The sequence below is a fragment of the Algoriphagus hitonicola genome, from assembly GCF_900113375.1.
Taxonomy (GTDB): Bacteria; Bacteroidota; Bacteroidia; order Cytophagales; family Cyclobacteriaceae; genus Algoriphagus; species Algoriphagus hitonicola.
This window is the reverse complement of record NZ_FOPC01000002.1, coordinates 89,628-102,850: the sequence shown is the minus strand read 5'-3', so window position 1 is coordinate 102,850 and position 13,223 is coordinate 89,628. Positions and strand designations below refer to the sequence as shown.

14 protein-coding genes are annotated in these 13,223 nt (G+C 41.3%); 3 read left to right on the top strand and 11 right to left on the bottom strand.

Annotation, left to right across the window (positions count from 1 at the left end):
• Nucleotide 1 precedes the first annotated feature (1 nt).
• Both BM043_RS03235 and BM043_RS03230 read right to left on the bottom strand, forming a co-directional pair.
• Entirely contained in the window at nt 2-676 is a 675-nt protein-coding gene (locus BM043_RS03235) for a transmembrane-type terpene cyclase (RefSeq protein WP_092788828.1), read from the bottom strand.
• Entirely contained in the window at nt 673-1,953 is a 1,281-nt protein-coding gene (locus BM043_RS03230) for an oxygenase MpaB family protein (RefSeq protein ID WP_092788827.1), read from the bottom strand. The genes BM043_RS03235 and BM043_RS03230 overlap by 4 nt, the downstream gene beginning before the upstream one ends.
• A gap of 350 nt (nt 1,954-2,303) precedes the next feature.
• Here BM043_RS03230 and BM043_RS03220 point away from each other — a divergent pair, with 350 nt between their 5' ends.
• From BM043_RS03220 to BM043_RS03210, 3 genes are all read left to right on the top strand, one after another.
• Entirely contained in the window at nt 2,304-5,579 is a 3,276-nt protein-coding gene (locus BM043_RS03220) for a S41 family peptidase (protein ID WP_245752923.1), read from the top strand.
• A gap of 199 nt (nt 5,580-5,778) precedes the next feature.
• Complete coding sequence (locus BM043_RS03215) at nt 5,779-6,027, top strand: hypothetical protein (protein WP_092788824.1); 249 nt, start codon at nt 5,779-5,781, stop codon at nt 6,025-6,027.
• Complete coding sequence (locus BM043_RS03210) at nt 6,027-6,461, top strand: hypothetical protein (RefSeq protein ID WP_092788823.1); 435 nt, start codon at nt 6,027-6,029, stop codon at nt 6,459-6,461. The genes BM043_RS03215 and BM043_RS03210 overlap by 1 nt, the downstream gene beginning before the upstream one ends.
• A gap of 152 nt (nt 6,462-6,613) precedes the next feature.
• Here the strand turns inward: BM043_RS03210 and BM043_RS03205 are convergent, their stop codons facing one another.
• The 9 genes from BM043_RS03205 to BM043_RS03170 form a co-directional block, all read right to left on the bottom strand.
• Nucleotides 6,614-7,183, bottom strand: coding sequence for a porin family protein (locus BM043_RS03205; RefSeq protein ID WP_092788822.1), 570 nt, complete (start codon nt 7,181-7,183; stop codon nt 6,614-6,616).
• A 260-nt stretch (nt 7,184-7,443) separates the two neighbouring features.
• Nucleotides 7,444-7,641: a hypothetical protein gene (locus BM043_RS19325; protein ID WP_143189465.1), complete on the bottom strand. Its 198-nt coding sequence runs from the start codon at nt 7,639-7,641 to the stop codon at nt 7,444-7,446.
• Nucleotides 7,642-7,873: 232 nt separating this feature from the next.
• A complete protein-coding gene (locus BM043_RS03200; RefSeq protein WP_092788821.1) occupies nt 7,874-8,647 on the bottom strand; it encodes a DUF6090 family protein in 774 nt (257 codons plus the stop codon).
• Nucleotides 8,647-9,450 (bottom strand): DUF6090 family protein, encoded by an 804-nt coding sequence (locus tag BM043_RS03195; protein WP_092788820.1) that lies wholly within the window; start codon nt 9,448-9,450, stop codon nt 8,647-8,649. The genes BM043_RS03200 and BM043_RS03195 overlap by 1 nt, the downstream gene beginning before the upstream one ends.
• A gap of 18 nt (nt 9,451-9,468) precedes the next feature.
• Nucleotides 9,469-10,203: a DUF6090 family protein gene (locus tag BM043_RS03190; RefSeq protein ID WP_092788819.1), complete on the bottom strand. Its 735-nt coding sequence runs from the start codon at nt 10,201-10,203 to the stop codon at nt 9,469-9,471.
• 2 nt (nt 10,204-10,205) lie between these two features.
• Complete coding sequence (locus BM043_RS03185) at nt 10,206-10,976, bottom strand: DUF6090 family protein (protein WP_092788818.1); 771 nt, start codon at nt 10,974-10,976, stop codon at nt 10,206-10,208.
• 10 nt (nt 10,977-10,986) lie between these two features.
• Nucleotides 10,987-11,724, bottom strand: a complete 738-nt coding sequence (locus BM043_RS03180) for a DUF6090 family protein (RefSeq protein WP_092788817.1) — start codon at nt 11,722-11,724, stop codon at nt 10,987-10,989.
• On the bottom strand, nt 11,725-12,483 hold the full coding sequence (locus tag BM043_RS03175; RefSeq protein WP_092788816.1) for a DUF6090 family protein: 759 nt from the start codon (nt 12,481-12,483) through the stop codon (nt 11,725-11,727).
• Nucleotide 12,484: 1 nt separating this feature from the next.
• Nucleotides 12,485-13,213 (bottom strand): DUF6090 family protein, encoded by a 729-nt coding sequence (locus tag BM043_RS03170; protein WP_092788815.1) that lies wholly within the window; start codon nt 13,211-13,213, stop codon nt 12,485-12,487.
• Nucleotides 13,214-13,223: the final 10 nt, after the last annotated feature.

The window sequence follows — 13,223 nt, the reverse complement described above, 5'->3', positions numbered from 1 at the left end:
GTTAAGCCTTGCTAAGAGTGCCAAATAGCGCTCCGTGTCTTTTCCACAATACATAAATAAAGGTGCTGTCCAAAAGAAAGCAAGAAATCCCCAGAAACTGGACGAAGTGATTTTCTGGATAAAAGAAGAACATGGAAACGGTAATCAGTCCCGTTCCCAAGGTTCGGGCCCATGCCAAAACCATGGAGAATTGCCCGGTGTCCTTGGTTTGCATCAGCAAAAAGACACATTGCAGAGACAGAATAACATTAATGATGTATCCGGAATTGGCCCCGATCAAGGTATCAAATCCTTCATTTCGATAGAAATAGCTGAAGAAAATCCAGAAAATAAAATTGATAATGCAGAATAGGGCAAAGTGTTTTTTGGTTTCTGCATTCATCGGCTGCTTGGTGCCGTATCGAAGTACAGAGTAGAAAATGAAGCAATCTAACAGAAAGGCTGCTTGATAGCTCAGCGCAAAAAGTAAACCCGTATTGGGATGGTAAATCCAGCTCCAGACAAACTCCCAGCCGATATTGGCCCCGGCCACATAGGCGGGCATTTCGACGAATTTCTTTTTGCGGATTTCCCAGACCAATATCGCATAGGCCACAACCCAAAACAGGCAGCCCACCCCGTTGAAAATCAGACCGGGCAGAGAATAGTCCTCAAAATTAATCAAGGCTTGGTTCATGAGCGTGCTTTTTTAGCTCCCCAGTCCTGAGTCAAAGACCTGGGAAGGTAGAAGTTGATCACATTGGCATTGGTCATTTTGCTAATCATCCACTGGGAGAGCAATCGTGTAAAAAACTGGAGCACCATGGCAAAGACCAGGCTTTTGTCCAGAAACTCCCCGATTTTGGCGATTCGTTTGATGCGTTTTTCGATTTTCAGCTGATGCAATGGATCGGATTCGGGGACGGCCAAAAGATCCGATATTTCCTTTCCCATCATCAGTCGCATGATGGCAATATTGGTTTTTGGGGTAAAAAAGGGATGCGATTTGAGATTGATCCATTGGACCAAAGCATGGGTTAAAGCTTTGCCGGAATCGCTTTCGGCGATTTGCTGATCCAGGATACTGTGGCCGAGTTTCAAGGCATCTTTGGCATTGGCGGGTATGATGTCATCATCAAGTCCTACAATATGCCCGATTACCCGCCAGCAGTGCATGTAGGCTTCGAGTTCGACTGGATCGAGTTCGATTCCCAACTGATCCATTCCCTCCAAAATCAAGGCCGAGAAAGACATCAAAGTACCCGCCATATCTTCCTGATTGATGGGCTCTCCGTATTTTTCCGAATCCCACCCTTTGCTCTTGATGTAATGTCGGATGACGGCGTGAATCAAGCGGACTTTCTGAGTGGCTACCATGCCACGGCCTTTTTTTGAAAGACCTCCCGGAAGCATGGCAAAAATTACAAACTGGGCGGTTTCGGATATTCTTCTACTAAAGGTATCCATAGACCCATGGTGTTCATTTAATCTTGCAGTGCGATGAAGGACTTCCGCTCCGTGTGCGCAAGCATAGCATTCGGGGAGGGATTTGTATGAAAGCAAAAGGGAAACCCAAAATCCATGTCGGAGGTAGATCTGCTGGCCCAAAGCCATCAAATCTTGATCCGCCCACTCGGGAAGTTTACTGCTTTGCTCAAAATAGACCTTGAGTTCGTCGGGAGCATTGCTGTCCAGTCGGTCCCGGTCCCGGGTGATGTGTTCGAAAAGATGGTTGATTTCACCTTCCTCTTTTTTTTGCATGATCATGGCGACCGTTTGATCTGCAAGTGGGTCGGTATGTTTTCGCTTTTCCAATAAAAAGGAATCAGACCAATCATTGGTAAATTCGCGATTAAAAGATTTTAATTTTTGGTTTGCTATTTTTCGTAACCGCCAATTTTTTAATACAAAAATCAAAGAAGCAATCAGAAATAGAATTAAAAGTCCCCATAAAATCCAGGCGATAGGAGTCATATGTTATTGGTTTAAAAATTGGTGGTTTTGTACATTTTGGATTATAATTTTAAGTGCAGCTGGTTAGCGTATTTAATGGACTGAAACAGATGCTAATCAGTAGAACTATCCGACTAAATTTTTTGAGCTCCAATATCTTTATAAAATTCAATTCTATTGATTTGAAAAATACAAAACTATCTGTAAAAAGAAGCCGATATTGATTTATTTGTAAGCTAATCAGAAAAAAAATACTGGAATACGTCCGCTGATATTCAATTGAATAGCCTTTGTTGGTCAATTCTGAGATTTTCCCAAAAAAATCCAATAGATTACCCCTGGTTTTTATTCAGTTTAATTCATCAAAGACTATGAAATACATTTACCCTCATTTGTGCTTTTGCCTACTTTTCATGGCCGTAGGCTTGTCGGGTTCTAGCGCTCAATCCAATCCCGGCTATTTTATGCATCCCGATGTCCACGAAAACAAGGTGGTTTTTGTATCGGAAGGGGATATCTGGATGGCCTCCATCACTGGAGGAATGGCCACTCGACTTACCACTCATCCCGGTGATGAATCCTTTCCTAAGATTTCACCCGACGGAAAATGGGTGGCTTATGCAGCAAGCTATGAGGGACCTACGGAAGTTTATCTGATGCCGATCACCGGAGGTTTGCCACGGAGATTGACCTATGAGCCGATGCCTTCTATACCGACGGCGTGGCGTTCGGAAGGCGAGTTGGCTTATGTGACCAATCAGTATTCGACCTTGCCCCGCTTACGAACGGTGATTTTCGATGTTAACTCGGGGGAAAAGTCCTTTGTACCACTGGAAATGGCAGCAGAGGGAAGCTTTGATGAGGCTGGAGAAACGTACTTTTTTGTACGCCCAACCTATCATGGTAATGTCACCAAACGGTACAAGGGCGGAACAGCCCGGCAACTCTGGAAATATAGTGAGGGAGCTGAAGAAGCGGTCAAGTTGACTCAAGACTATGACGGCGAAGATCATCATCCTGTCTTTCATGATGGTCGTGTCTATTTTATTTCATCCCGAGATGGCATTCAAAATGTCTGGTCGATGAGTCTGGATGGATCGGATATTCAGCAGCATACGCAGGAGGAGTCCTACGATGTGCGTGAATATTCGATTTCGGGAAATACGCTAGTCTATCGATCCGGTGCAGACTTGTATAGCATGAATTTGGGCGAGGGGCAAAAGGAGAAAATTGCCATCAATTTGGTTTCGGATTTTGATCAAATGCGGGAAAAATGGGTGGATAATCCAGCCAGCTACATTACCAATATTTCGGTCTCCAATGATGGGGAAAAAGTAGCCTTGACCGCTCGGGGTCGGGTGTTTGTATTTCCGGCTAAGGATGGAAGAATGGTTCGGCTAAGTCGCAAAGATGGCGTGCGCTATCGGGATGCGGTTTTTTCTACGGACTCGAAGGATATTTTGACTTTTTCAGATGAAAGCGGGGAATTTGAAATCCATCAGTATTCGGGATTAGGTTTAGATCAGGGTAAACAGCTTACTGAAGATGGCAAAACCTTGCGCTTTGGCTTGACTCCATCTCCTGATGGAAAGTGGCTCGCTTGGTATGATCTGAACAATGAGCTTTGGGTCCGAAATATGGATTCGGGAAAAACCGTCAAAGCTTCGATCACTGACGAAGATTTGCTTGGAAGTATGGCTTGGTCCCCCGACAGTCAATGGTTGGCCTATGGACAGGCCGCTTCGAATACCTTTACCCAGCTTTTTGTATTTAATCCATCCACCGAAAAACGCGTCACGCTGACTTCTGATCGCACGAATAGTCTCAGCCCGCAGTGGAGTGTGGATGGGAAGTGGATTTATTTCCTTTCTGACAGGAACTTCGAGACCAAAGTCGGCAGTCCCTGGGGACAGCGTCAGCCGGAGCCTTTTTGGGAAAAGCAGATGAAAATCTATCATATTCCCTTGCAAAAGGGTTTGATTTCTCCTTTTACTCCGAAAAATGAATTGGAATCCGAGGATGAAAAAAGTGAGGAAGAGGTCACGGTCAGCATTGATGAGGAGGGATTGATGGATCGGGTGCAAGAAGTACCAGTGCCGGCGGGAAATTATAAAAACCTGATCGTAACCGAAAAGGCGCTTTACTATCATCGAGTTGGTCCGGGTCCGGGTGTGTATTACGGAGGTGGGGCTTCCAACGATGATGAGCCAGCTCTGATGATGACGCCGATTTCGGAGAAAGCTGAGCAAAAAGTTTTTGCCGATAAAATCAACAGCTATGCCATCTCAGCGAATAATAAATATGCCTTGCTTCGACAGGGTTCCAATCATTTCCTGGTGGAATTAGGCACTTCGCCGGTTTCGGATTTATCCAAAAGCAAACTGGATTTGAGTGGATGGAGATTTAGCATTGATCCGAGAGAGGATTGGAAGCAGATCTACACGGATGCCTGGCGAATGGAGCGGGATTATTTTTACGATGCAGGCATGCATGGCGTGGATTGGGATGCCATGTACGAGAAATATCTTCCCCTCGTGGATCGGGTGACTACACGAAATGAGCTTTCGGATGTGATTGGAGAATTGATCGGCGAACTTTCGGTTTTGCATACCTCCGTGGGTGGAGGAGATATCCGAGATGGGGATGATTCTATTCAATTTGGGATGTTGGGCGGACTTTTTTCCAAAACTGATAAAGGGTATCAGATCGACTACATTTTCCAAAGTGATCCGGATTATCCGGATGAAAAATCTCCTTTGTCACATCCAGCTTTAGGCTTACAGGAAGGGGATGTGATCACGCATATAGACGGGACTTCCGTTTTGGATGTGGCAGATATTCAGGTGTTGCTTCGGGATAAGGCCAGAAAGCAGGTTCGAATAGCGGTAGCTGGTAAAGGTGATCATATCATCTACCCGATGACTGTGGGTCAGGAAAACAATTTGCGCTACAATGACTGGGAATACACCCGCCGGTTGGAAGCAGAGGAACAATCCAACGGGGACATCGGCTATGTGCATCTCAGAGCGATGACGGCCGGAGATATCGGGCAGTGGTACCGGGATTTTTACCCGCAGTTTAAGAAAAAAGGGCTGATCATCGACGTGCGGCATAATCGAGGCGGAAATATTGATAGTTTCATCCTGGAGAAGCTGATGCGGGAGGCGTTCTTTTATTGGAAAAGCCGAACAGGAGAACCCTATTGGAATATGAATTATGCTTTCCGCGGACATCTGGTTTTGCTGGTGGATGAGTTTACCGCTTCGGATGGAGAGGCCTTTGCCGAAGGCTTCCGCAGATTGGGCATGGGCAAAGCCATCGGTGCGAGAACTTGGGGTGGCGAAGTGTGGCTTTCCGGAGCCAATACGCTTTCGGATAATGGGATTGCCAGGGCTCCCATGAATGGGGTTTATGGAGTTGTTGGTGAAGACACCAACAACGGCGATAATGTGGAATGGCTGATTGAGGGAGTGGGCTTTATTCCTGATATCGAGGTGATCAATTTGCCCAAGGCAACTTTCGAAGGGAAAGATGCCCAACTGGATGCGGCGATTGAGCATTTGAAAGAGTTGATCCAAAAAGACCCAAGACCTGTACCTGCACCGCCGGCATATCCGGATGTGAGTTTTAGGAATGGGAAGGATTGAGAATTAGTTTTAGGTGGTCGGTGGAGACATCGGCAAAGGAAATGAAAAATTGAAACCTTGGGCAATTATGAAAGATGGTAAAATTTTTGAAAATTAGATAATTGGATCCAAATAACGGACACTATCAGAATTAGATTTGACACAAATCCAGGAACTAGGAATTATGGTAAAATAGTTACCAACTTTGCTGACTATTTAAATGGATATCAATCATAAAATAAACGAAGTCCTTAAAAAATGGAACCCAATTGGTGTTAAGGGCGTGGATCTGGAAATCGAATACGTAAGATATGTGGATGAAATCATTGATTGTGTGAGGAATAAAAATAATCTATTGAATCTCATTGAGGATATAGAAGCAAACCGTATTGGATTCTTTTACACCTCTTCGGAGGATAGAAAACTGGTAGTTGATCAAGTTTTGAGCATTTTGAAGGAGGATCAATGATGAGAATTTTCGCTTTTTCCATCTTTTTTCTTGCCTTTTTGGGATGTGGTCGGTTTACACCTAAAAAAATTGATTTGGTAATCCCCGATCAAATTCCCTTTAAATTCCAACTAGATTTTACCGAGCTGGCTTCTATACCGAATTGGGATTCTTTACTAGTAGTGAAACCTTATGCCGACCCAAACTTTAACGAACTAAAGGGGTATGATAACCTTTCGAGTTTAACTCAAAGTGATATCCATATTTTGGTTTTGTATGTCGATCATCAGCGTATTGTGGCATATTCTCTTGTTCCAAGGATTTTAGATTTGAATCAGTTATGGGAGAATTCAGAATCTTCGGATAAAGACTATTACAGGTTCCCAAAAGAAGAGGCAAAATTCTCTTTTGAAAAGGAAGAGAGTGTGTATGTCTTGAAGACAGAAAACACTTAAAATCTGTGCATGGGAGAGAATTTATTCCTCTTTGCTAGTTAACTTGTCTGATGGCAAAGTCGACTCAGACAGATAATCAAAAGAGGCAGAACCATTGGTCCTGCCTCTTTTGATTTTTCAATCCAAACGGTGTTTTGGATGATGGGATTGAATTAATTGGTGTGGTTAAACAGGTAGAAAACGCCAAGCTGAAAGCCACGATTTTTATAATCGTTGGAGGCGATTTCACTGATATTACTCATTCCGATATTGTATCGGGCATCGATTCCAAATCCCGTGGGAAGGTGAATGTAGCTCGCGCCAACTCCTATTCCCACATCAATGCTTTTGAAATCGTTTTTCACATCCACTTCTGTGGATCCGGTAACTGATTTGGCATTCATCAATAAGCCCAATTGTGGGCCTGCCTGAACCCTAAATCCATTATCAAACATGTACTGCAATAGCAGGGGGATGTTGATATAGTCTAGATTGAGGCTATTGGATGAGTTGCCAAATTTAGCGCCTTGGGCGGAATAATAGATTTCCGGCTGAAGCCCAATCTGATCTGTCATGTGTATATGACCGAGCAGTCCGAGGTGAATCCCAGTTTTTGGGTTGAAATCACCTGGAGTAATGTTGTAGCTATTGAGGCCACCTTTGATGCCAATATTGATGTTTTGGGCACTCAGAGTCCCGGTCAACAAGAAGGCAAATAGTAATCCAATGGAGTACAGTTTCATGAGTTTTTTAGTCTAGAATTTTGATCAATTGAAAAACAGGAAAGTCCTAAATGATCTGGAGTTTTTTAAGTTTTCTAGCGCAAAAATTTGTTTGCTTTTTCGCCGGTCAATTGGATGATATGATTGCAAATGGAGTGCCCCGATTAGCAAATTCACTAAAAAATAAATAATAAAAATAATGCTTTAATTAAATAAGGCCTTGATTGGCTACAACTGGCATAAAGCAAAAAAAACTGAACCTTCCGGCTCAGCTTTTTATTTTATTGGTTGTCATTTTTGACTTCTACTTCTACTTTTTTGGTTTTGACCGATCCGCCGTCTGGCCCGATTTTGATTTCCGTATCGGCTTCTTTTTCCACCTTTACCTCAATGGTAGTTTCTTTGACGGCCTCTTTTTTGTCATTGCAGCCCATGAACATAGTCAAGGCAAAAAGACATAAAATTCCTAATACTTTCATTTTATACGATAGTTAACTCGTGAAGCCAACCTTAGTCAAAAGCCATGCCCTAAAATGAGAACCCGCTCAAAATGAGAAATTTAATTAAGGACAGAAAAGAATGAATATTTTGCATTTAGATCGATTTACTATAAAAATTAATTCTAACGGTTAGGATAAGCTAATTCCCTCAAAGAGTTTAGATTTTCAGGGTATTTCCTTTAAAAAAATGTATTTTCTTGGAAGAGGGAGATCATGGAAAATTTCCTTTAAGATGATGGATAAGTTTTTGGTTGGCTTCTAACAGCTCTTTGTCCATCCTCAGAAAAGTGATAAAGATGTGGTTTTGCAGGGTGGTGATTCCGCCGAACTGCAATCTTGCTGCTTGCATATCCACTCCGTTCCAAATTTGATCTTTAAGTTTTCCGGGGTCAAGGAGGGGATATTCCACCATGTTATCTGCGGATGGGACTTTTTCGAGGAATTTTGAAAAAGTATCGCGGTAAAAGTTCAGCTGATCTTCTTGAAAATTCTCCATATTAAGGACCAATTGGTAATAGGTTTGAATGTGGTCTGCATCGGTATTTTTAAAAAGGGCAATCTGACTGGATGTTGATAAAGTAGAAAAAGTATTTTTATTTAAATCGACTGCATTGACAAAACCGGGATTATACTCATATTTTAAAATATGATCTATGGTATCCAAGGTAGCCATAGGATTGTTGATCCGATGCTTGAGGTCCTGAAGGATAGCAATACTTTCGTCCAATTCGTCTATAATATCAACTAAAAAAGTGCTATCTTTTTTCAATTCTAAAAGCATAGATTCAGTAAACAATTGTCGGGCTTTCGTTTGCTTTCGTTGTTCATTCCAGTTGTTGATTGATAACGCAATCAATATCCCGATTACTACGAGAAATATTTCCCCGATGGCGTACTTAAGATACTGTGAAGTCTTTCCTACCTGTCCGGCAGACAGGCCTTCGGAAAGGAGTTTTTGGCGGATTTTGCGGAAGAATTTGAACATTAGAATTTGTCTTTTAAGTCTAATTCTTGATCGATCAACCCAAGAATCTCATTTAATTTAGTAAAAATACTTTCGTGATAATCCAACCGGTTGTTTTCTAAGATTGATTTTTTCACCAAGATACCGTGGAAGATTCTGTCGCCCATCAATTGGGATTTGGCCCTGTCTAAGACTTTTGCATTGTAATATTTTTCAGAATCGATCAGTTTGAATTCCTTAAGCAGTGCAAATCCCAAGGTAGGTGCATAAACTGCACTTTTTTCAGTCAACCTTGCAGTCAGTTCCATACTTTCTACCTCATCCTCAAATCCATATTTTAATTCTGTAGCATATTCGGCCAGAAGGCGATTGAGTTTCGGGTTTTTGATCAATCCTGTCTTACCCGAACTAATCAAAGCATCATAAGTACCATTGGTCGGTTCGACTTTCCAATAGGATAAGGCTCCCCGATAAATGTATTTCCCCAACGTGTCTGGATTTAAGGTTTGATTTTCTTCTAATAAGGCTGTTAAAAGAATGGAGCAGTAATTAACCACACGGGTCTGATTGATAAGCGTACTTTCCACGTTGACTTTACTTTGAAAAATATCTTCTTTCAAGGCCTTTAGTGTATTTAATTCTTCATTGTTTTCAAGGCGGCCTGAATTCCAGGTATTGATGCTAAGTGCGATCAAAATCCCTATTACTACAAGAAAGATTTCACCGAAGGCATAGACCAGGTATCGGGTAACCCGATTTCCTGCCTTACTGGAAGGCAGGTCCGCGAGGAGTTTTTGCCGTATTTTTCTAAAAATTGTGATCATTATTTTTTCTAAATAATACTATTTATTAAAATATGTCTTTAAGATATAAGCTGTTTCCTGTAATCTATCTTCAAAGCGTGGAATATGAGTTTGATAATAAAATGACTTTCTGGTCCCCCAGCTATTTAAAACTAGGAGCAATTGTCTAGGGTTGATATCTTTCCAAATTATATCTTCCAATGCCTGATTTCTGATAAATTTTGCATCGATATTCATGGGGAATTGATCCGTATAGGTTCTAACTACGGTCTGATACAGTTCTATTTGGTTATCATGCCACTCTTTCGTATCCAACTGCTGATGATAGTGTGCCTGTAAAACTTTTCTCAATTCGGGATGTAAAATGCTAAGTTTACCAGTATTGAGCATAGACCTATAGGTATTGTCATTAAAACCTGAAAAAGATGAAAAATAAGGCGAAAATTCGTATCTGACCAAAAAAATCAATGAATCTATGGTTTTGGTTGAATTAACTTGTTGTTTAAAAGTATTCAATTCGGCAAGTTGAATATTCCATTGACCTAATGTCTCGTTTAAATCTAATGTATCTGCTATTAAATCTTCTTTGATAGACTGCATAAATTGATTCCGTTCTTTGGATATTTTCCGTTCCTCGTTCCAGGTATTGATCTGCAAGGCCAACAGAATACCAATTACGACAAGAATTACCTCTCCAAAAGCATATTTGAGATATTTACCGATTTTATTATGGCCTAAAAGTGAAATTCGGAGAGATCTAAAGATTCTAAACATATTCATTTTTTGTATTGGTGGAGGTAATCAAGCATAACATTGGTTTTATCCAAAAGATCTTTTTTCATTGATAAGACAATGCTGTTCATGACCATTTTCCCCGCGAAAGTATTGAGCATGGATTCCAGGAGTTGCTTGTCATCAAGATTAGCCCAGTACAACTCTGATAGTGGTCCATTTATGGTAACCGATGCTAACATGGAATTGGGATTGCCGCTTTGTGAGGCGATTCCCAGACCAAATGAATATTGGGTATTCAAATAAATAGATACGTTTTCATCCATGATTTTTATGCTTTTGAGTTGCTCGGAATTGTACTTTAGTATTTTTGCTTTAAGTTCTTCATCAAAGTAATCGACAGTTCCCGTGCTCAATAAGGAAATAATTGTATTCCTGTTCATTTCATTGCTGGGGTCAAAAAAAGGAATATACTCATAGCGTGCAATTTGTCTTAAAGTATCGATTGTCGCTGAGGGTTTTGATAACCTCATTCTAAAACCATCAAGGATTTCAAGGTCTTTGCTAATTGCTTCTATTTCCTGCTTCAGCTGTAAGGTGTCTTGTTTGAAATCTTCAATCAGTGATTGGATCGCTACCTGCATCGAACGTTTCTGCTTTCGGCCTTCATTCCAGTTATTGATCTGCAAGGCAATCAGGATTCCGATGACTACAAGGAAAATTTCACCGACCGCATAAGCAAGGTAGCTTGGCACCTTGCCGGTAGGCAGGTGGGAGAGAAGTTGCTGACGGATATTGCGGAAAAATTTGAACATGTTTATAATTTTAATCGGTTTTTATTTCTTGATCAATCTCCCGAATCACATCCTGAATGGCAACTTGGATGGTCATGAAAAATTTGAGCAAGTCGATGTTGTTTGAATACATAATCGTGACCATATTCATGAAATCCCGGTCTTTGATTGAATTTTCTAATCCAATGGGTTGATATCGAACTTCCATTTCTGGCGGGTTTATTTTGAAATGCTTTCTGATTTCAGGTCGATATACGTCTCTTATATTGTTTGTTTCATTTTCAAATAGGGTGTTCAGGTTAGCGTACTCCAAAGTATAAAGGTTGATGATTTTATACTTGAGTGTCTTGTTCCTGATGATATCGAGTCCTTTGGACTCTAATATTTTGTAAGGACTCGTGACTGGCGTAAAAGTTCGGAATAAGCCCATGTAGATATGGTATTTAGCAATAGAATCAGGAGGTGGCGTTGCTAGGATGGACCAGTCCACTATTGATTTGGTGACCGCTAGCCGAATATTACAATCCCTGATATTGTTGCTTATTACATTTTTTAAATCAGTCTCCAAGGCTATTTTTAAGTCGTCAAGCATTTCGATCTCTGTAGCTCTGATAGTTTTGGCTGTATTCCAATTGTTGATCTGCAGAGCGATTAATATCCCAATCACGACCAGCAGAATTTCGCCTAATGCATAAGCGAAATATCTTGTAAACCGATTTTTAGAGAGCAGCTTTTGTCGGATTTTGCGGAAAATTGAGATCATAGTCATTTAGTTACGTTTTTCTTTGATCAGAGAAATGATGGTTTCTGTCCGAGCCTTCAGCGGAGGATAGAATACTTGATTTAAGTTGGCCGAGGCCACTATAAAAAGATAAAGCTTGCTTTCAAACCCTTGATCCTGCAAAAACTTGAAATTGTTTGAAGGAAATCTACTCGTTCCTGCCTCGATTAAGCTTTCATCGATTACCTCCAGGTGTCTTCGGAAATTGCCGGAATTGATAAAATAATCGTGAGCAAGATCTCTTCGCGCTACGACATAATCTTCCTGTCTTTTTACCCTTTCCAAATCGGACTTCCAATTGGTGATTGCCTTGCGGAGTTCTGGGTTAGAAAGGATGCTGAGCTTGCCGGTATTGATAGTTTCTTCGATGGTACCTTGATTGGGAACAAAACGGGATTCAAATTTGAAAGTGCCAACCATCAGATTGGACAGTGCCAACTCATCGAAATCTCCAATTGAGGGTCCGGTGAAGTCCCCGATTTGCGTACTGTTGGTGATGATTTGTTCATTGAGTTCCATGGTTTGGTCGAGGATTACCGCATTGGAATCAAACTCCTCAAGCAGGGATGCCAGCAGTTTTTGCTCGGCTGCCTTGGTTTTTCGGTCTTCGTTCCAGTTATTCACCTGCAAGGCAATCAAGATCCCGATAACCACAAGGAAGATTTCACCAATCGCATAGACCAGATATCGGGTCACACGATCTTGTAGCAGGAATTTTTGGCGGATTTTTCTGAAGAATTTTAGCATGTCATTTTTTAGAAAAGAGCGCTAAGATTTTATTTGATTGATCCTGGATGGCATTTCGTTGTTGACTTGCAGTTAATCCCAAAGAGCGACTCCATCTCATCCTATTGTGCAGATGATGCAATCCTTTAATTTGATCTTCAGGGTTGATTTTGATACCAAGAGTTTGAAAAAAAGAACTTGGATCGTCATCCATATCCAAATAGCCACGGGCACTATAATCTTCCATGTTGATCTGGTCAATAATTTTTTCGAACATGATGATGGTAAAATCCTGCTGTGCAATGAGATCTGCCAAAGCACTCCGCTGATTATCTGTGAGAAATTGAATATTGCCGGAGGATTTCATGTCCTCAAAAGAATGCCGGTTGGGGAGGTATCTAAATTTATTTAAAGGAGTCCGCAGTGCGCTGTCTACAAAGGTTTCGATGGTTTGACCCCCTTTTGTAAAAAACCCAAAATAGCGATCAATATTTTCTGCATTTTCTTTTCCCAAGCCATACGCCAGTTGGTCAAGTTGCTTAAGGTCAGATTCAATATCACCTTTGATCCGAATGATGTACTCATTTCGTTTGATATTGTCTAATCTTCTCTGATTGGCATTGCTGACTTGCAAAGCAATCAAAATCCCGATTACCACGAGGAAGATTTCGCCGACGGCGTATATGAGGTAGCTGCTTATCTTGTTTTCCTCGAGGAGTTTTTGGCGGATTTTTCTGAAGAATTTAAGCATAGTTGAAAAT